We start from the raw sequence: 18,998 nt of genomic DNA on the forward strand, positions 1-18,998 counted from the left end.
GGCGAACTCGCCCGCGGGCTGTTCGGAACAGGCTGAAGAAACGCGATACGGCACGGATCGCACTTTGCTTGATCGGCCGGTCAAAGACGTGAACGGACCTCGTCGGCCTTGGGCTCGCCCAGCTCCTCGAACAACGTCACGGACTCCAGCCAGCACTTCTCCGCGCCACGGCGATCACCGAACCCGTCCAGCGCCAGCCCGAGGTTGTCCAGCGACTCGGCCTGCCCGTAGAGGTCACCGATCGCCCGGAACGTCTCCAGCGCCCGTTCGACGTACGACACGGCCTCGGTGAAGTCGAGCAGCCCCCGGTACACCTCGCCGATGTTGTTGAGCAGGATGGCCTCGCTGTACGGGTCCTTGATGTCCGCGCGGATCTCCAACGCCCGCAGGTACCGCGACAACGCGACGTCGAACCGGCCCGCGTCGGCGTGCAGCAGCGCGATGTTGTTCAGCGTCACCGCTTCCGTGTGCAGATCGCCCAACTCGCGGGCGATTTCGGCGCACTGCTCGTAGCACGCCAGCGCGTCCTCGGGCCGGCCCTGCACCATGTGGACGATGCCGAGGTTGTTGAGCGTCGGCACCTGGCGCGACCTGTCGCCGGTCGCCCGGAAGATCGCGAGCGCCTGCTGGTAGCACTCGACGGACTCGTCGTGCCGCCGGACCTCGCGCAGCGCGATGCCCAGCGTGATCAGCATCCGGCCCTCGGCGCCGCGGTCGCCGACCGAGCGTGCGGCGGCCAGCGCGACGCCGTGCGTGTCGATCCAGTCCGCCCAGTGCTTGCGCAGGTTGAAGAAGTCCCACAGGCATTGAGCCAGGCTCCAGGACTGCTCGGGCAGCTCGTGCTGGGCGGCGTCGCGGATCGCGGCGACGAGGTTCGCTCGTTCCGTGTCGCACCACAGCAGGGCCGTGTCACGGTCCGCGAACGTGCGCGGGTGCACGGCCGGGTCCGCGGGACCGATCTCCAGTTTGCGCTGCGGGTTGAGCTGCAGCGCGCTGTGCCAGGACGTGTGCACGTACCAGTCGAGCACCCGGCGCCGCGCGAGTGCACGGGCCGGCGGCGGATCGGCGGCCATGACCTGCTCGACGGCGTACGCGCGCAGCAGGTCGTGCAGACTGTAGCGACCGGGGGTGTGCTGCTGCAGCAGGTGTTCGTCGAGCAACGTCTCCAGCAGGTCGCCCGCCTCGTACGCGGTCAGCCCGGCGAGTGCGGCGGCCGAGTCGGCGGTGACGTCTTCACCGGGGTGGAGTCCGAGGAGGCGAAACAGACGCCTCTGGTTCTCCGGCAACGCCTGGTACGAGAGGTCGAACACGCCCCGGGTACCGAGACCGCCTCCCCGTTCGAGCCGGTCAACCAGGTCCCGCAGCGTCCACTGTGGACGGCGGGCCAGGCGTTTCGCGGCGAGCGCGACGGCGATCGGCAGGTGCCCGCACAGCTCCGCGATCCGTTCCGCGGCCTCGTGATCGGCCCGCACCCGGTCCTCACCGGCGATCCGGGAGAGCAGCGCGAGCGCCTCGCCGGGCGTGAAGACGTCGAGGAAGACCGACTTCACGCCGTCCAGCATCAGTAGCGTACGGCGGCTCGTGATCAGCACCATGCAGCTGGAACCGCCGGGCAGCAACGGCCGCACCTGGTCCTCGCCGGCGGCGTTGTCGAGCAGCACCAGGGCGCGCTTGTCCGTCAGCCGGTCGCGGTAGAGCGCCGCCCGGTCCTCCAGCGACTCCGGGATCTGCCCGCCGGGCACGCCCAGCAGCCGCAAGAAGCTCTCCAGCACGGCGGACGGGTCCGCGGGCAGCTCGTCGGCGTCGAAGCCGTGCAGGTCGGCCCACAGCTGCACGTCCGGATAACGTTCAACGAGCCGGTGGGCCGCGCGCACAGCGAGTTTCGTCTTGCCGACACCGGCCATGCCCTCGATCGCGGAGATCACGACGGTGGTCTGCGGCCCCGGCTCGCACAGCCGCTTCAGCTCGGACTCGCGCCCGGTGAACTCCGCGATGTCCATCGGCAGCTGCCGATGCGCGTTCAAAGCCGCGGGCGAGGGCACCCGGCTTTCGAGGACCACCTGCTGCAACTGGCGCAACCGCGCGCCGGGCTCGACGCCGACCTGTTCGATCACGTGCTTGCGGGCCGTTGCATAGGCCTCGAGCGCCTCACTGCGGCGGCCGGAGCGGTCCAGCGCCACCATCAGCAGCGCCCAGAGCTCCTCGCGCAACGGGTGCAGCGCCGTCTCCCGCCGCAACCGGTCGATCACGTCGTCGAACCGGCCGAGCTCCAGCGACGCCCTGGCGAACCGCTCGACGGCCGTGAGCCGGCGTTCCTGGATGCGGGTGAACTCCGCGCGCAGCAACGGTCCCGCGTTCAGCTCGGCGGTCGGGATGCCGTGCCACCTGGCCAGCGCCTGGCCGAACAGGTCGGCCGCGGCCGCCGTGTCGCCGTCCGCCAGCGCGTCCTCGCCTTCGCGCACCAGCCGGTCGAACGAGTCGAGGTCCAGCTCGCCGGGCTCGACCACGAGCTGGTAGCCGTGGCCGGCCCGGGTCATCAGCCGGTCACCGAGGACCTTGCGCAACCCGGCGACGTACGTGCGGAGGTTCGATTCGGGCGACACCGGCGGCGAGTCCCACACCGCCTCCGTCAGTTGTGCGACGCTGACGGCTTCGTTGGCGTGCAGCAGCAGCATGGTGAGCACCGCGCGCTGCCGGGGGCCGCCCAGCTCGAGCAACGTGCCCGTCCGCCGTACCGCCAGCGAGCCGAGCAGCAGGAACTCCACAGGTCGATCGCTCCTCGATGATCCAGGCGTTGGGGTGCACAGCCATCCTCGCGCACTTCCTGACGGTCTGTGCACGGCCTGGGCGAAATCTGTGCACGCCCCCTGTCATCTTTGTGTCCAGATCCGGTACCTGCGCCGCCGGGCCCGAGAACTCCCGGGAGTGGGGGTCGGCGCAGTTGCCGGGTCCGGTTCCCCCAGAACCCGGCCGGCGTGTGAAAGTCACCGCGCACGCCGGCCACCTACCGCAAGACCGGTGGCCCGGACGGGTCCCCCAGACTGAAACCGGGCCACCACCTTGCGTTCCGCTGTCAGCCCGCCCAGCGGGCTCGCAGGGTTCGGGTGAACTCCTCGAACTCCGCCGTCATCGACACCTCGTCCGGTTGGAGCAACCACTGCTGCTGCAACCCGTCGATCACCGCGATCGTCGTGCGCACCATCGAATCGACCGGGGCGCCGGCCGCGATCTCTCCTCGTTCCTGGCCTGTGCGCACGGCCTCGGTCAGCCATCGCCGCAGCCCGCTGTAGTGCTGACGCACCCACGTGTGCGCGGGATGGCCGGGTTCGGTCGCCTCGGCGGCCAGCCGTACGAATAGGCCGACCAGGTGCGGCCGCGCCGAGTTGCGCGCCACCAGGGCGGCCAGCGCGTCGAACGCCGCCCAGCCCAGCGGAGGCCCCTCGCTTCCGGCCAGGAAGTCGCCGTCCTGCCGGTCACGTTCCTCCAGCACGGCCGTCAGCAGGGCCGCCTTGCTCGGGAAGTGGTGCAGCAGGCCGGACTGCGAGAGCCCGGTCCTGGCCGCCACCGCCGCGACCGACGTTCCCTTGAAGCCCGTCAGCGCGAACAGTTCGGTCGCGACGGCCACGGCTTTGGCTCTGGACTCCTCGCCGGAGACGTCCACCCGCGACTTGGCTCGGTACCGGGGCGGGACCGACACGGCGTCACCTCACTCCTGATCAGCGGGCAGGGTAACGCGGACGTCGCCGAGCCCGCGGGCGATCAGCGCGTCGCCGCCGGTCAGAGGGTGCCAACCGGCCGCCCAGGTCCGTTGGGCCCGTGCGTCGCACGGCACCTCGACCCGCACGGTCTGCCCTGCCTCGACGTCCGCCACCGCGAACCCGACGAGACGGACCGTCTCGTCTCGCGGGCGGAGGTAGACCTGCACGACCTCGCGACCTGCCCGTTCGCCGGTGTTGGTGAGCTCCACCGAGACCGAGGCGAGCACGCCATCCACAGTGGACGCGCGCGCAGCCCCGTACTCCCAGGTCGTGTAGCCGAGACCGTGACCGAACCAGAACAACGGCTCGGCCGCGCCCCGGTAGCCGAACGCGGTGCCTTCGGAGTACACCAGCTCGCCATCGGACGGAATCAGCGGCAGGGCGTCGGCGTCGGAGCGGGGGAACGTCGTGACCAGGCGCCCGGCCGGTTCGATGTCGCCGAGCAACGCGGCCGCCACGGCGTCACCGGCCTCCTGGCCGGGTAGCCCGGCCCACAGCACGGCGTCGACCTGCGCGAGCCACGGCATGAGCACCGGCGTGGCGGCGTTCACCACGACGACCGTGCGTTGCGCGGCCGCCGCCACCGCTGCGACCAGCGCGTCCTGCTCGCCGGGCAACGCGAGCGTGGTCTTGTCGAAGCCCTCGGTCTCCTGCTCCTCGGTGAGGCCGACGACCACGACCGCCACGTCCGCCTCGCGCGCGGCCCGCACCGCGGCACCGATCGCGTCGGCGGGAGCGCGGGGGACCGGCTGGGTGATCAGGCCGACCAGCGCGCTGGCCTCGCGAACGTGGGCAGTGATCCGGTCGCCCGGCGCCAGCAGCACCTCGGCCGTCCAGTGCGGCGGCTTGAGCAGTGCTTCCTCGACGATGCCGTTCGCCCAGGCCAGGCGGGTGGCGTACGGCCGTCCGGCGACGTCGATCGTCCAGTCGCCGAAGCCGCGCACCCCGACCAGCAGCCGCGCCGGCTCGTCCAGCACGACCTCGCCGGACACCTCGATCGACGCGGCACCCTGCGCCCAGCCGCCATATGCCGCGAGCTCGGCGATCTCCATCTCGCGGGTGGCCAGCACCTGGCCGTCGGCGTCGTACGTCGTGGCACGGATGTCCTTCAGCACCCCGGCGCCGGGAGCGGCGTACCGGAGCCGGACCTCGACACCGTCCACAACGGACACCTGTTCTCCGAGTCGAGAGGTCAGGCCGTCCGCGATGCTGATGATGTGCGGCGGCCGCACGCCGGCGGAACCACCGCCCTGCGCGACGGTGTCGATCGCGTGGCGGCCGATCAGCGCGACGCGGGACTCCTTCAGTGGCAGCACACCGGAGTTCTTCAGCACGGTCATGCCGCCCGCCGCGAACCGCCGCAACTGCTCGCGGCGACCCGCACTGTCAGGCGCGGGCAGATCCTGAGGCCAGGAGCGCGGCTCGCCGAACGCCCCGGTCCGTGACGCCAGCAGCAGCAACCGGGCCAGGTGGTCGTCGATGACCGACTCCGCGACCTCGCCCGCCCGCACAGCCGCGACCAGCCTGTCCTCCCACGGACCGCCGGGGCCGGGCATGACCAGGTCGAGGCCGCCGTTCGCGCTCGCCGCGGTGGACTTCGTGGCGAACCAGTCCGACATGACCACGCCGTCGAACCCCCACTCGCCCTTCAGCACACCCTCGACGAGTTCGGTGTGCTCGGTCGCGGGGATGCCGTTGACGTTGTTGTAGGCCGCCATGACCGCCCACGGCGCGGAGTCCGCGACCACGATCTCGAACGGCATCAGGTAGACCTCGCGCAAGGTCTTCTCGTCCAGCACCATGCTCGCCGTACGCCGCTCGGTCTCGGACTCGTTGGCCACGTAGTGCTTCGGCGTCGCCGCGATACCCTTGTCCTGCAGGCCGCGCACGTAGGCGGCCGCGATGACGCCGGTGAGCAGCGGGTCCTCGCTGTAGGCCTCGAACAGCCGGCCGCCGAGCGCCGTGCGGTGCAGGTTGATCGTCGGGCCGAGCACGACGTGGACCTGTTGCGCCGCCGCCTCGTCCGCGAGCACCTCGCCGACCTCGCGCGCCAGCGCCACGTCCCAGTGCTGGGCGAGCAACGTCGCGTTCGGCAGCACGCACGCGATCGTGCCGCCCCTGAGTTCGGCGCCGCGGACACCCGTCGGGCCGTCGGACAGCTTCAGCGATGCCAGGCCGATCTCCGGCTCCGCGTGCAGCGCGAACAGGGCGGAACCGGTGAGCAGCCGGACTTTCCGTGGGAGGTCCAGGCCGGCGATCGCCTTCTTGATGTGCATGCGTTCGAGCTGACCAGACCTACCGACCGAGTGGTCGGTCGGTAGGTCTTGCCGTTACCAATCGGTTATCCCGCCGTGATGTGGTTCAGGGATGCGAACAACGGATCGGTGTGGTCCGTGATGCGAGCATGGTCTTGCGCGAGCTTCGCGTACACCGGCGCCGCGGCGGACGGTGTGAAGACATCGGCCGTGGTGACCATGGCCTTGACCGCGCTGTCCCAGTCCGGGTGCACGCCGCTGCCGACCGCCGCGCAGATCGCTGCACCCAGACCGGCGGCGTCGCTCATCCGCGTCCGCCGCACCGGCCGGCCGAACACGTCGGCGAAGATCTGCATCATCAGGTCGGACCGCGATCCGCCGCCGGACACGATCAGCTCCGGGAACTCACGTCCGAGAGCCTCCCCCATCAACGCGCTGTGGCGGCTCATGGTCAGCGCGATGCCCTCGAGGATCGACCGGTACACGTGGTAGCGGCCCTGCGTGCCATCGAACCCGAGCAGCGCGCCGCGCCGGTAGGGGTGGTCGCCGGGGGCCAGCCAGTCGAGGACGGTCATCAGCCCGCCGCAGCCCGGTTCGATGCCCGCCGCGCCGGCCTCCAGATCCCCGAGGTCGGAGCCGACCAGCTGGCGGTACCAGCTGACCGTCCACATGCCACGCCGGATCCCGTTGCTCTCGTACAGGTATTTTCCCGGTACAGAGCCGAAGTTCGACCAGAACCGCCCTTCGGGATCGACGGTGTGCCGGTCCCCGGTGGTCATCGCGGCGATGTAAGTGCCGAGCGACACGAGCAGTTCGTCCGAAAGCCCGCTGCCCAACGCCTCGACCGCCTTGTCGTTCGAGGTCGCGAACACCGGCAGACCAGCGGGCAGACCGGTGGCCCTGGCAGCCTCGCCGGTCACGTTTCCCAGCAACGCGCCGGGGTCGACGAGGTCGAACAGCTGCTCGCGGCGCATGCCGGTGTCCGCATAGGACGGTGACGAGGACGGCCAGCGCCACGTCTCGTGGTCGATCGGCCACATGCCCTCGTAGTTGCCGGCCGTGTCGCGCCGCTCACCGGTGAGGCGGAGCGTCACGTATCCCGAGGAGGCCGAGACGAGATTTCTCGTCCCGGCAGGCTGGGCGAGACGGTCGTCCATCCAGCTCAGCAACGGTTCGGTGAGCCGGCCGTCGGCGTCCATCACGGCCCGGCAGAACCGGATCGTGCACAGCCCGACGCCCGCGATCTCGCCCGGTGCGCCGGTGAACCGTTGCATCGCCTCGGTGCAGGCCTCGGCGATCGAGTCCCACACGTCGTCGTCCGGGTGCACGACCTGGCCGGGCTTCGGGTGTTCGTACGGCCGCAGCGGGCGCTGGGCCGAGGCGTGCACGCGGCCGACCTCGTCTACGATCGACACCTTCGTGCTCTGCGAGCCGTTGTCGATCGCGATCAGGTAGGTCATGACACCGGGAAGATCGTGCCGGCGTTCATGATGCCGTTCGGGTCGAAGCCGTGCTTGAGCACTTCGAGCATCCGGTAGGCGCTGCCGTGCTCATCGCGCGTCCACGGCGTGCGGTACTTGCCGATGCCGTGGTGGTGCACCATCGAACCGCCCAGCCGCAGCGACTCCTCGACGATGATCGCGTTGAGCGGGATGTGGTACTCGGTGATCTCCTGCTCCGGTGCGCAGGTGATGTCGTAGTCGTAGACGAAGTAGAGGTTCGTCCCGGTCTGGTAGCTGTGCGACGAGTGCGCGCCCAGCATCGTGAGGTCGGCGAAGCGCGGGAACTCACGGCGCACCCGGTTCATGATCGCGTCGTAGAGCGGCGTGACGTTCGACCAGTCGACGGAGACCTCGGTGGTGTAGCCGAGGTGCCGGGTCTCCAGCATCGCGCGCCTCTCCGCGTCGATCTTGTCCTGGCCCCAGTTGAGGTTGTCGAACCACTCGACGATCAGCTTCGGATCCACGGCTTCCGTGCCCGCGAACGTCTTCTCGATCGCCTCGGCGGTCGCCCGCGCGATGCCCTCGGGGCCTTCCGCGACGAGCACGACCACGTTCTTGTTGCCGGAGAAGTGGCTGAAGTGCTGGTTCGCGTCCTCGGGGGAGTAGACGCGGCACACGGACGGCCGGTAGCCGTCGGTGATCAGCGTGCGCAGCCGCTCGACGGCGTCACCGAAGTCGTCGGTCAGGAAGCCGAAGTAGTGGTTGTGCTCCGGCTGGTAGCGGAACAGCTTCACGGTGACCTCGGTGATCACGCACAGCGCGCCCTCGTTGCCGATCACGACGTGCCGGATGTCCGGACCGGCCGCGCGGCGCGGGACGTTCTTGATCCGGCTGACCGTGCCGTCCGGGAACACCGCCTCCAGGCCCACGACCATGTCCTCGATGCCGCCGTACAGCGTGGAGAACTGGCCGATCGAGCGGGTCGCGACCAGTCCGCCCATCTGCGCGAGCGGCTTGGACTGCGGCGAGTGGCCGGTCGTCAGGCCCTGCTCGCGCAACGCGTCCTCCAGCCGCTGCAACGGAACACCGCACTGCGCGGTCACCATCATGTTGACCGGGTCGATCTTCACGATCGCGTCCATTGTGGAGCCGTCGAGCACGACGGTGTTCTCCACCAGCGTCTCCAGCCCGCCCTCGGTCGCGGTCCGGCCGGTGCGCGGGACGACGTTGATCCGGTGCTCGTTCGCGAACGCCAGCACCTTGCCGACCTCTTCGGCAGACCCCGGCCTGACGATCGCGGCCGGGATCGGGCCGGTGAAGATGCCGTGCACCGAGGTGTACTTGCGGAACCTGTCGACGCTGGCTTCCTTGAGCTCTTGCTCGTCGGTGTCGACCTTCCCGGCGCCGAGCAGGTCGACCAGCCCGGCGACGATCTGCTCGCGGCTCAGGCCGGAGGCGGAGGGGACGGAGGGCGGCGGTGCAGGAAACATGGCTCTGCCTTCGAGAAGAGAGTCAGCGGACGAGATAACCGCCGTCGACCACCAGCGTGTGGCCGTTGACGTAGTCGGAGGCGCGGCAGGCGAGGAACACCAGTGCGCCCATGAGGTCGCTCGGGTCGCCCCAGCGACCGGCCGGGATGTGGTCGATCACGCGCTGGTTGGTCTCGGGATCGGCCCGGGTGGCCTCGGTGATCTTCGTGGCGAAGTAGCCCGGCGCCAGCGCGTTGACCTGGATGTTGTGCTGGGCCAGCTCGTCGCAGTAGGCCTTGGTGAACCCCGCGATGCCGTGCTTGGTCGCGGCGTAGGCGGGGGACTGGCGGCCACCGAGGAACGAGAACAGCGACGCGATGTTGATGATCTTCCCGGACCGCTGCGGGATCATGTACCTGGTCGCCTCGTGGGCCAGTTCGAACGCCGCGGTCAGGTTGACCGCGATCATCGGGTCCCACTTGGCGCGGTCGAAGCTCTCCACGTCGTCGAGCAGGCTGATGCCGGCCGAGTTGACGACGACGTCCACGGATCCGAGCTGCTCGAAGCACGCGTCCACAATGGACGCGCACGCGCCCGGTGCCGTGATGTCCGCCGTCATGCCGGCGAACCGCTGGCCTTGCGCTTCGACGAGTTTCTGTGTCTCACCGTCGTCGGAGACGAGGCTCGGCACGAACACGTCGGCCCCGGCGGCGGCCAGGCCGAGCGCGAACGCCTGGCCCAGCCCCGTGTTGCCCCCGGTGACGATCGCGTTCTTCCCCTTCAGGGAGAAGAGATCCAACCCGAAGTCCATCAGCTGCTCCCGAACGGGTCAGATACCGCGACATAAGTGGTTTCGAGGTACTCCTCGATGCCCTCGGCGCCGCCTTCACGGCCGATGCCCGAGTGCTTGACGCCACCGAACGGAGCGGCGGGGTTCGACACGATTCCCGTGTTGAGGCCGAGCATCCCGGTCTCCAGCGACTCTGCGAGCCGCAAACCCCGATTCAGATCACGGGTGTAGGCGAAGCACACCAGGCCGTACTCGGTGGCGTTGGCCAGCCGGACCGCTTCTTCCTCGGTCTCGAACGTGACGATTGGCGCCACCGGGCCGAAGATCTCCTCCGCCAGCATCCTGGCGTCGCCGGGCACGCCGGTGAGCACGGTCGCTTCGAAGAAGAAACCCTTGCCCTCCAACGCGGCGCCGCCCAAAGCGAGCTCGGCTCCACGATCGAGCGCGTCCTCGACGAGTTCGGTGACCTTCGCCCTGGTCCTGGCGTCGACCAACGGCCCGAGCGGGTAGTTCTTCATGCGCTCGGCCAGCTTCGCCGTGAACTCCTCCGCGACCGACGAGTGCACGAGGAACCGGTTGGCCGCCACGCAGGCTTCGCCGCCGTTGCGCAGCTTGGCGAGCACGGCACCGTCCGCGGCCGCGTCGACGTCCGCGTCCTCGAAGACGAGGAACGGCGCGTTGCCACCCAGTTCCATCGAGACCCGCAGCACCTGGTCGGCGGACTGCGCGATGAGCCTCTTGCCCACCGCCGTCGACCCGGTGAACGACAGCTTGCGCAGCCGCGGATCGGTGAGCAACGGGCCGGTCACCGCGCCCGGATCCGTCGTGGTGATCACGTTGAGCACGCCCGCCGGCAGCCCGGCCTCGGTCAGCACCTCGGCGAACAGCAACGCGGTCAACGGAGTGAGTTCGGCGGGCTTGAGCACCATCGTGCAGCCCGCCGCGATGGCCGGGGCGATCTTGCGCGTGGCCATCGCGAGCGGGAAGTTCCACGGCGTCACGAACAGGCACGGCCCGACCGGCCGCTTCACCGTGACCAGGCGGTTGCGGCCGTCCGGCGCGGTCGTGAACCGGCCGGAGATCCGCGGTGCCTCCTCGGAGAACCACCGCAGGAACTCCGCGCCGTAGGCGACCTCGGCCCGTGACTCGGCCAGCGGTTTGCCCATCTCCGAGGTGATCAGTCGAGCGAACTCCTCGGTCCGCCTGGTCACCAGTTCGAAGGCCCTGCGCAGGATCTCGGCCCGCGCCCGCGGTGCGGTCCTGCCCCACGCGGCCTGGGCGGCGACGGCGGCGTCCAGAGCGCGCACGCCGTCCTGAGGCGTGGCCTCGGCGACCGACGCCAGAACCTCCTCTGTGGACGGATCCAGCACCTCGAACGTGCGGCCGTCACTCGAATCGAGCCACTTGCCGTCGATGTACAACTTGGTGTGCATGGCTTGTCCCCTCACAGCCTCAGGTCGACCCGGATGAGGTCCTCGTAGAGCTTCACCGGGGTCATCTCGCCGGCCGTGTCGCCGTAGGAGGCGCGGGCGCGGCGGAAGATCTGCTCGACCAGGGCGGACAGCTCGGCGGGCACTCCGACGGACGCCGCGAGGCTGGTCGACAGGCCGAGGTCCTTGCAGGCCAGCGCGATCGCGAAGCCCTCGTCGTAGTCACCGTGGTCCAGGACGGACAGCACGTCGTGCTCGACGAAGTTGCTCCGGGCCGGGCTGTTGACGAGCGCGTTGCGCAGCACACCCAGTTCCACACCCGCCTTGACGCCGATCGCCAGCACCTCGGCCGTCGCGACCAGGTGCGAGAACCACAGCTGGTTCAGCATCAGCTTCACGGTGTAGCCCGCACCATGACCGCCGACGTGCAGGATGCGTTCCCGATCTCCCATGGCGTCAAACACCGGCCGCAGGCGCGTCACGTCGTCGAGGTCACCGCCGACGAAGATCTGCAACGTGCCGTTCGCGGCGCCCACCGACATGCCGCTCACCGGGGCGTCCAGCACGTGCAGGCCCGGGTTCTTCCTGCGGATCTCGTCCGCCACCTCGGGCACCGAGGTGGACATGTCGATCCAGGTGCCGCTGGGGACCATGCCGGCGAGCACCCCGGCCTGGCCGTTCATGACCTCGTGGACGTGCTTGGGCGTGGGCAGCATGGTGATCACGAGGTCGCTGTCGGCGGCGACCTCGGCGGGCGTGGCCGCCCACTTGGCGCCGCCGTCGACCAGTTCGTCCGCCGACTCGCGGCGGATGTCGTTGACCACCAGGGAGAACCCGGCCTTCTGCAGGTTGCGGGTCATGCCCGAACCCATGCTGCCAAGGCCGATGAAACCGACAGCCAGATCCTTCGACTGGGCACTCACGCTCTCTCCTCGGGCGTGTAGAAGGGGTTGCTCGGGGTGTCCTTCGCGGCGAGCACCGCGTCGATCGCCGGCAGGTCCTTGGCACCGTTGGCAAGTGCTGTCCGAGTGGCCTCACGGTTGTTGCGGTACACCGTGTCCGCGTCGTCGGCGCCGGGGTTGACCCAGACCGCCGCGATCAGCACGTGTGTCGAGGTGTCCGGTTCCGGGATGCTGCCGTCGGCCACCGCGTCGGCGACACCGGCGGCGACGCCGGCCTGCGCGGGACCCCAGATCAGCAGCCCGTGGTCGTCGTTCGCGGGAGCGGCCTTGGTGACGAACAACGTCATCGGCTTGACCGGCAACGAGGGCCGCAGCACGGCGACGAACGGGACGTGGCCCGCTGAAGGCGTGGCCAGAGCCGTTGCCCAAGCGGTGCCCGCCGGTCCTTCGCGATGGCCGAGCACGGTGTTGATGTGGGCGGCGTTGACGCCCTCGCCGACGAAGCTCTCTCCGATCAGCATGATCAGATCAGCCCCTGCGCGGTCAGCCACTCCTGCGCGACCTCGTCCGGTTCGTCACCGTCGACGTCGACCTTGGCGTTGAGCTTCTGCATCTCTTCGGTGGTCAGCTTGTCCGCCATCGGCTTGAGCACGTCCGCGATCTTCGGGTGGCTCTTGAGCACGTCGGCCTGCAGCGTGAACCCGCCCTGGTAGATCGGGAAGAACGCCTTGTCGTCCTGCAGCACGGTGAGCCCGAGCGCGGCGATGCGGCCGTCGGTCGCGAACACCTCGCCGAAGTTGCAGTCCTTGCCGTCCTTCGTGGCGGTGTAGATGACACCGGTGTCGAGCAGCTTCACGTTGTCCTTCGGCGCGTCGAACGCGTACTCCTTCGAGACGCCGGGCCAGCCGTCGTCCCGTGTGGAGAACTCGCTCTCGATGCAGAACGTCCGCTCGTTCGCGGGCAGCTTGGCGATGTCGCTCATCTTGGAGACGTTGAGCTCCTTCGCCTTCTCGTTGCGGATCGCGAAGGTGTAGGTGTTGTTGAACGGCGCGGGCGAGACCCACGCGATGTTCTTGGCCTCGTCGGCCTTCTTCACCGCGTCGAACTGCTCCTGTTCGGTCTTGATCGGCGCCGTCTGCTTGTTGTAGGTGATCCAGGACGTGCCGGTGTACTCCCAGTAGCCCACGAACTGCTTGTTCTCCAGGGCTTGCCGCACGTTCGCCGAGCCGACCAGCTTGGTGTTGGCCTCCAGCGTCGCGCCGTGGGCGTTGAGCAGCTTGGTCGTCAGGTGGGCGAGGATGTACTGCTCGGCGAAGTCCTTCGAACCGATCTCGCCGGACAGGCCCGCGAGATCACTGGTCTTCGCGGCGGTGTCGGCGGACGGGGAACTCGAACAGGCGGCCAGCCCGAGGGCCAGCACGCCGATGAGGGCGCGCTTGTACATGGAATGTCCTTCTGGCGGAGGAGGAGGGGTGCTTACAGACCGCGGGGGCGGACGAGGTCCTCGACGAGACCGGCTGCCCAGTCGATGAGGACGGCGATCGCGGCGACGAGCACTGCGCCGACGACGATCACGGGGTAGCGCTGGAGCTTCAGGCCGTTGACGATCATGTCGCCGAGGCCGCCTGCGTTGATGAACGTCGCGATGGTCGCGACGCCGACGGAGAACACGAGAGCGGTCCGCAGCCCGGCCAGGATCACCGGTGAGGCCAGCGGGAGCTCGATGCGCCACAGCACCTGGCGCGGGGTCATGCCCATGCCCCTGGCTGCTTCGCGGGTGGCCTGGTCGACCTGTTCGAGGCCGGTCAGGGTGTTGCGCAGCGCCGGGAGGAAGCAGTAGGCGACCAGCGAGATCAGGGCGGTGTAGAAGCCCGTCTGCCACACGATCGCCAGCAGGATCACCACACCGACCGCGGGGGTCGCCTGGCCGATGTTGCCCAGGCCGATCACGAACGCGCGGACCGCCTTCGAGCGGACCCGGTAGGCGGCGATGCCCGCCGGGATCGCGAGAAGAGCGACGAGCGCGGACGAGACGACCGTGAGCAGGACGTGTTCCTGCGTGCGGTCGAGGAGGTAGCTCGTGTTGAGCGTGCGCTGCTCGATGGAGTCGAGCGTGAGGCTGCTGAGCCAGGCGAACAACGCGACCAGCGCGACCACGACCGCGAGCGGTGTCGTGAACCGCTTGAGCCCCAGCCGCGGAGCCTGTCCGGTGTGGACGGTCATGACGCCTCCACCGGTTGCTTGACCCTGTTCAGCGCGGCCGAGATCTTCGCGTGCGTCAGCGAACCGTTCGCTCCCGACACGTTGACCCGTTCGGAACCCGTGACCATCAACAGGTCCAGCGCGTCCCGCAACGAGGCGTCGGCATCGACGGCGGGCGCACTCGCGTCCGGTGCGTCGAGCTCGACGTCGGAGATCGGGATCAGCGCGAGGCGCATGAGGCCGGCGCCGTGGCCGATGAAGCTCGACACGTAGTCGTTGGCCGGGTTGGCGAGGATGTTCGCGGGCGTGTCGAACTGCTCGATCCGGCTGCGTTCGCTCAGCACCGCGATCCGGTCGCCGAGCCGGATGGCCTCGTCGAAGTCGTGCGTGACGAAGATGATCGTCTTGCCGATGTCGGCCTGGAGCTTGAGGAACTCGGCCTGCAGCTTCTGCCGCGTGATCGGGTCGGTGGCGCCGAACGGTTCGTCCATCAGCATCACCGGCGGATCGGCTGCCAGGGCGCGGGCGACACCGACGCGTTGCTGCTGACCACCGGAGAGCTGCTTGGGGTAGCGGTGCGCGAACGTCCCAGGGTCGAGCTGGACGGTTCGCAGCAGCTCGTCGACACGGTTGCCGGTGCGCTCCTTGGACCAGCCCAGGAGCTTCGGCACGGTGGCTATGTTCTCCGCGATCGTCATGTGCGGGAACAGGCCGATCTGCTGGATGACGTACCCGATGTGGCGGCGGAGTTCGTTGGGGTCCAGCGACAGCACGTCCTGGCCGTCGATCGTGATCGACCCGCTCGACGGCTCGATGATGCGGTTGATCATCTTCATCGTCGTGGTCTTGCCGCAACCGGACGGCCCGACGAACATGACCAGCTCGCCGGGGTCGACGCTCAGCGAGAAGTCCTCGACGGCGGCCTGCTGCTGGCCCGCGTACCGCTTGGTGACGTGGCTCAGTTCGATGCCGGCTCCTGGCTCAGACACGGAGACCCCTAGAAGTGCTGTAGCGGGCGATCAGGACGAAGGCGCCGTCGAGGAGCAGGGCCAGCAGCACGACGCAGATCGTGCCGGTGAGCGTGAAGTTGAGCGCGTTGACCGAGCCGAGTGACGACAGGCCCTTGAAGATGTAGAGGCCGAGACCGGGACCGGCGACGTAGGCCGCGATCGCCGCGATGCCGACCGTGAGCTGCGCCGCGACCCTGATGCCGGTCACGATGACCGGCCACGCGAGCGGCAGCTGGATGCTCAGCAGGGTCTTCACGGGCGTCATTCCCATGCCCCTGGCCGACTCGATGAGGTGTGCGGGCACCTCGCGCAGGCCGACCACGGTGTTCCGCACGATCGGCAGCAGCGAGTAGAAGACCAGCGACACCACCGTGGGCGCCCAGCCGAGCCCGAGCACGGGGCTCAGCAGCGCGAGCAGCGCCAGCGAAGGGATGGTGATCGCGATGCCGGCGGCGGTGAGCGCCGCCGTGCGCGGGACGTTCCTGTCCCACACCAGCAAGCCGATCAGAACGCCGAGAACGGTGGCGATGGCGAGGCTCAGGGCCACCACGGCGAGGTGTTGCAGCGTCAGCATGACGAGGTCTTCCCAGCGGCGGGCCAGGAACACGTCGAGAGAACCGGACACGGGGCCTCCTTCCGGCGTCGGTGCCGATGGCCGGGAACGGTAGATTTGGCGTGGTCTTATGCACAACAGGTGTTGGCGATATGGCAACAGACCTCGTAGAGTGCCGCGCCATGCAGGGATCTCGACGCAACTCCGCAGGTCTGGCCCGTGACATCGAAGTGCTGGAGGTGCTCGGCCGGCCCGAGGCGGTGCAGTCCGGCGGCCTCGGCGTCGTCCGGATCGCCACGCTCGTCGGCCGCGACAAGACGGTCGTGTCGCGCACACTCGCGACCCTCGGCGAAAGCGGGCTCGTCGACCGAGACCCGGACACGCAGGCCTACCGGCTCGGGTCGCGCCTGTACGCGCTGGCGGCCCGGACCGCGGAGGGCGCGCTGGCCTGGAACGCGCGCGGGCACCTGAAGCACCTGGCACAGGTGACGCGCGAGACCGCGCACCTCTGCGTGCTGCGGGGCGGCAACGTGCTGACGTTGTTGAGCGAACTGAGCCCGAACCGCTTCCACACCACCGGCTGGGAGGGCGTGACGACCGCGGCGTGGCGGACGCCGTCCGGGCGCGCGCTGCTCAGCGACTGGGACGCCGGGTCGCTCGGCGTCTGGTACGCCGAGCACGGCCACGACGAGGGCGTGCTGGAGGCGGGGGAGCGAGCCGACTCGACGTTCGCGGTGCTGGAGAAGCCCTCGCCGCGGCCCAACTCGATCACCGACCTGGACACGCTGGTCGCCGAACTGCGGCGGGTGCGGGAGCGCGGTTACGCGACCTCGGACGAGGAGCTGGAACGGGGCGTGGTCGCGGCTTCGGCACCGGTGTACGACTTCACTTCGCGGGTCGTGGCGGCGCTGAACGTGTCGGCGCCCAAGGAACGGATCGGCGCGCAGCTGGACAAGCTGGGCCGGATCGTTTCCGGTGCCGCCCGGGATCTGTCGGCCGCGCTGGGCTATCCGGGCTGATCCGGGAACGTCGCGACGCTACTCGCGGTCTTCGAGGTAGCGGGTGTGGTCGGCCTGCCGTTGCGCGTCGGCCGCGTGGAACCGTTCCGCGGTCCTCCTCGCGTCGGCGTGCAGCAGGTCGAGCTGCCGCACCAGTTCCGTGCCCGAGCCCCGTGCGGCGGCGTACCACCGCGGCAGGTTGAGGTAGGTCTGCACGGACAGCGGCAGGTCGGTGCCGACGAGCCGGGTGACGGCGTGCAGGGCGTCCGGGTCGGCCCGCAGTGCGCGAGGGCGGTCGAGCATGCCGCGCAGGACCTCGGCGATCTCCGCGAGCTTCGGCGCGACCTCGTCCGGCACTCGCAGGCCTTGCACCCGTCGCACCAGCGCGTCCAACTCGGACCGCAGCGCGCCCGCCTCCTCCTCCGGGTCGGTCACCAGGGTGATCCGCTCGGGTGGCGCGGCCAGGGCGCCCACGCCGTAGAGGCCGATCACCACCACGACCCAGTACGACCCGGCGAGCCCGGCGAGGTGCAGGGCGAGGCCGAACAGCCCGCCCGCGCAGCCGGCCAGGTTCTTCCAGGAGGCGAGGTACCTACTGATAACCACGAATCTCCTTGAAGGCGGCCGAGAGCGAACGGCTGCGGGCGTCGAACACCTTGCCGCCGCTCATCTTCGCCACCTGCTCCATCTCGGTCGTGGCGCTCTCACCGAACAGCACGGGGAAGATCGGGATGCCCTTGAGGTCCGGCGACAGGCTCTGGTGGAACAGCTGGAAGTCGGTGATGCCCTCGCTGCCGGTGTTCTCGCCGTCGGTCATCAGCACGATCGACGTGAACCGGTCCGGGTCGGCGTCGATCTGCCGGCGCAGCACGTCGTAACCGCCGCGCAGACTGCTGTAGATCGCCGTGCCGCCGGACGCGTCGAGGCTCGTGGCGGTGGCGCGGATCTGGTCGAGGACGGGCCGCGGGTCGTCCTGCGGCACCTCGTACTTCAGTGGCGGCCGCGCGCTGCTGCTGAACGGCAGCAAGGTCACCTGCTCGCGGCCGTGGAACCGGCTGAACCTGCCGGCGAGCGACTCGTCGGCGCCGGTCAGCCCCGTGAGGGCCTGGCGCAGGCCGTCGATCCGGTCGCCCTGCATCGAGCCGGACGTGTCGAGCACGTAGAGCGTCCGGGACGGGCGGCGCAGCCGGTCGAAGTACGTGGTGATCAGACCGTCCACAGCGGACTGACTGCCGGGGAACGGGAGTTCCACGAGGTCCTTCGTGGCGAACTTGCCGTCCAGCCGCACCTGCGGCACGGCGGGCCGGCGGTGCGTGGTCTCCATGATCTTGCGCTGGACGTCCGCGCTCCTGAGGTGGTCGGACAGCTTCTGGTGCGCGTCACGGGCTTCCGACGACGCCGACGTGAGCAACGTGAGCGGGTAGTCGGCCGTCACCACGCCGTCGCTCGGGTAGACCAGCGTCAGCGGCTGGGGCATCGACAGCAGCACCGACTCGTAGTTGATCAGACCGTCCACTTCGGCGCCGGGGTCCTGTGCGCGCCGCTGGTAGGCCTCCGACAACCAGCCGGACGAGCCCGCCGACAGTTTCTGGGCCGAGAAGAACTCCTTGAGCTGCGGCGCGACCGCGTCGATCCGTGCCGCGTCGAGCGCCGAACCCGACCCGGACAACGCCGCCGCGACGCCGACCAGCGCGGAGAACCCGGAGTTGGAGACGGACGGATCGGTCATGCCGTAGGTGAACTTCCGCGCGCCCGCGGCTTCGGCGATCTCCGCCCAGCCGACGCGTCCGGTGTCCCAGCCCAGTTCCCGCACCTTCGCGGCGGGCAGACCCAGTACGACGGGCGAGGACATCACCTTGGCCGGCGTGCCGAGCCGCTTCTGCGCCTCCGGCACGAGTTCGAGGTAGCGGTTGGAGGAGAACCAGACCGCGTCGAAGCCCTGCTCGGCCGCGCCGCTCGCGACCTTCTCGGCACCCTCGATGGTGCCGGTGAAGCTGAACCTCACGCTGATGCCGGTGGCTTTGGCGGCCTCGTCGAGGATCGGCTGGAGGTCGGCCAGTTCGCTGCCCGCGAGGACGCGGAGGGTGCCGGGGGCGGCGTCGCCGACCGGTCTGGCCGGATCTGTCGAGTCGGAACATCCCGCCAGCAGCGCCACGACGGCGACCGCGGGAATGAGACGGCGGATCATG

General features: G+C 69.6%; 16 protein-coding genes. 1 reads left to right on the forward strand and 15 read right to left on the reverse strand.

Translation table 11 applies throughout. The features are described from left to right. Window positions 1-80: 80 nt before the first annotated feature. From BLR21_RS00265 to BLR21_RS00325, 13 genes are all read right to left on the reverse strand, one after another. On the reverse strand, window positions 81-2,765 hold the full coding sequence (locus BLR21_RS00265; RefSeq protein ID WP_090003617.1) for an AfsR/SARP family transcriptional regulator: 2,685 nt from the start codon (window positions 2,763-2,765) through the stop codon (window positions 81-83). A gap of 308 nt (window positions 2,766-3,073) precedes the next feature. Then, window positions 3,074-3,697, reverse strand: coding sequence for a TetR/AcrR family transcriptional regulator (locus tag BLR21_RS00270; protein ID WP_090003618.1), 624 nt, complete (start codon window positions 3,695-3,697; stop codon window positions 3,074-3,076). Between the two features lie 9 nt (window positions 3,698-3,706). Beyond that, a complete protein-coding gene (locus BLR21_RS00275; RefSeq protein WP_090003619.1) occupies window positions 3,707-6,034 on the reverse strand; it encodes a glycoside hydrolase family 3 protein in 2,328 nt (775 codons plus the stop codon). Between the two features lie 65 nt (window positions 6,035-6,099). After that, the gene (locus tag BLR21_RS00280) at window positions 6,100-7,473 is read right to left on the reverse strand and encodes an FGGY-family carbohydrate kinase (protein WP_090003620.1); all 1,374 of its coding nucleotides are present in this window, start codon (window positions 7,471-7,473) and stop codon (window positions 6,100-6,102) included. Then, window positions 7,470-8,945 (reverse strand): FAD-binding oxidoreductase, encoded by a 1,476-nt coding sequence (locus BLR21_RS00285; RefSeq protein WP_090003621.1) that lies wholly within the window; start codon window positions 8,943-8,945, stop codon window positions 7,470-7,472. The genes BLR21_RS00280 and BLR21_RS00285 overlap by 4 nt, the downstream gene beginning before the upstream one ends. Window positions 8,946-8,967: 22 nt before the next feature. Beyond that, complete coding sequence (locus BLR21_RS00290) at window positions 8,968-9,735, reverse strand: SDR family oxidoreductase (protein ID WP_090003622.1); 768 nt, start codon at window positions 9,733-9,735, stop codon at window positions 8,968-8,970. Next, complete coding sequence (locus BLR21_RS00295; protein ID WP_090003623.1) at window positions 9,735-11,147, reverse strand: NAD-dependent succinate-semialdehyde dehydrogenase; 1,413 nt, start codon at window positions 11,145-11,147, stop codon at window positions 9,735-9,737. The genes BLR21_RS00290 and BLR21_RS00295 overlap by 1 nt, the downstream gene beginning before the upstream one ends. An 11-nt stretch (window positions 11,148-11,158) precedes the next feature. Continuing rightward, complete coding sequence (locus BLR21_RS00300; RefSeq protein WP_256334346.1) at window positions 11,159-12,067, reverse strand: NAD(P)-dependent oxidoreductase; 909 nt, start codon at window positions 12,065-12,067, stop codon at window positions 11,159-11,161. After that, window positions 12,064-12,567, reverse strand: a complete 504-nt coding sequence (gene fae / locus BLR21_RS00305; protein WP_090003624.1) for a formaldehyde-activating enzyme — start codon at window positions 12,565-12,567, stop codon at window positions 12,064-12,066. Before fae ends, BLR21_RS00300 begins: the two co-directional genes overlap by 4 nt. A 2-nt stretch (window positions 12,568-12,569) precedes the next feature. After that, window positions 12,570-13,490 carry a glycine betaine ABC transporter substrate-binding protein gene (locus BLR21_RS00310; RefSeq protein ID WP_090003625.1) on the reverse strand — a complete coding sequence of 307 codons (921 nt, stop codon included), beginning with the start codon at window positions 13,488-13,490 and terminating at the stop codon, window positions 12,570-12,572. A gap of 32 nt (window positions 13,491-13,522) precedes the next feature. Then, on the reverse strand, window positions 13,523-14,269 hold the full coding sequence (locus tag BLR21_RS00315; protein ID WP_090003626.1) for an ABC transporter permease: 747 nt from the start codon (window positions 14,267-14,269) through the stop codon (window positions 13,523-13,525). Continuing rightward, window positions 14,266-15,237, reverse strand: coding sequence for an ABC transporter ATP-binding protein (locus BLR21_RS00320; protein WP_090003627.1), 972 nt, complete (start codon window positions 15,235-15,237; stop codon window positions 14,266-14,268). Before BLR21_RS00320 ends, BLR21_RS00315 begins: the two co-directional genes overlap by 4 nt. Further along, entirely contained in the window at window positions 15,230-15,883 is a 654-nt protein-coding gene (locus tag BLR21_RS00325; protein WP_256334347.1) for an ABC transporter permease, read from the reverse strand. Before BLR21_RS00325 ends, BLR21_RS00320 begins: the two co-directional genes overlap by 8 nt. 110 nt (window positions 15,884-15,993) lie before the next feature. Here BLR21_RS00325 and BLR21_RS00330 point away from each other — a divergent pair, with 110 nt between their 5' ends. After that, window positions 15,994-16,830 (forward strand): IclR family transcriptional regulator, encoded by an 837-nt coding sequence (locus tag BLR21_RS00330; RefSeq protein ID WP_090003628.1) that lies wholly within the window; start codon window positions 15,994-15,996, stop codon window positions 16,828-16,830. Between the two features lie 18 nt (window positions 16,831-16,848). On the opposite strand, the gene BLR21_RS00335 is transcribed toward BLR21_RS00330, so the two are convergent. Next, window positions 16,849-17,415 carry a hypothetical protein gene (locus tag BLR21_RS00335; protein WP_338061020.1) on the reverse strand — a complete coding sequence of 189 codons (567 nt, stop codon included), beginning with the start codon at window positions 17,413-17,415 and terminating at the stop codon, window positions 16,849-16,851. After that, on the reverse strand, window positions 17,402-18,997 hold the full coding sequence (locus BLR21_RS00340; RefSeq protein ID WP_090003629.1) for a substrate-binding domain-containing protein: 1,596 nt from the start codon (window positions 18,995-18,997) through the stop codon (window positions 17,402-17,404). Before BLR21_RS00340 ends, BLR21_RS00335 begins: the two co-directional genes overlap by 14 nt. Window position 18,998 lies beyond the last annotated feature (1 nt).

The sequence above is a fragment of the Lentzea albidocapillata subsp. violacea genome (assembly GCF_900100275.1).
Taxonomy (GTDB): Bacteria; Actinomycetota; Actinomycetes; order Mycobacteriales; family Pseudonocardiaceae; genus Lentzea; species Lentzea violacea.

Coding starts and splice junctions, on each gene's coding strand:
- BLR21_RS00275 (WP_090003619.1), bottom strand. CDS start 6,034: ATGCACATCAAGAAGGCGATCGCCGGCCTGGACCTCCCACGGAAAGTC.
- BLR21_RS00280 (WP_090003620.1), bottom strand. CDS start 7,473: ATGACCTACCTGATCGCGATCGACAACGGCTCGCAGAGCACGAAGGTG.
- BLR21_RS00285 (WP_090003621.1), bottom strand. CDS start 8,945: ATGTTTCCTGCACCGCCGCCCTCCGTCCCCTCCGCCTCCGGCCTGAGC.
- BLR21_RS00290 (WP_090003622.1), bottom strand. CDS start 9,735: ATGGACTTCGGGTTGGATCTCTTCTCCCTGAAGGGGAAGAACGCGATC.
- BLR21_RS00295 (WP_090003623.1), bottom strand. CDS start 11,147: ATGCACACCAAGTTGTACATCGACGGCAAGTGGCTCGATTCGAGTGAC.
- fae (WP_090003624.1), bottom strand. CDS start 12,567: ATGCTGATCGGAGAGAGCTTCGTCGGCGAGGGCGTCAACGCCGCCCAC.
- BLR21_RS00310 (WP_090003625.1), bottom strand. CDS start 13,490: ATGTACAAGCGCGCCCTCATCGGCGTGCTGGCCCTCGGGCTGGCCGCC.
- BLR21_RS00315 (WP_090003626.1), bottom strand. CDS start 14,269: ATGACCGTCCACACCGGACAGGCTCCGCGGCTGGGGCTCAAGCGGTTC.
- BLR21_RS00330 (WP_090003628.1), top strand. CDS start 15,994: ATGCAGGGATCTCGACGCAACTCCGCAGGTCTGGCCCGTGACATCGAA.
- BLR21_RS00340 (WP_090003629.1), bottom strand. CDS start 18,997: ATGATCCGCCGTCTCATTCCCGCGGTCGCCGTCGTGGCGCTGCTGGCG.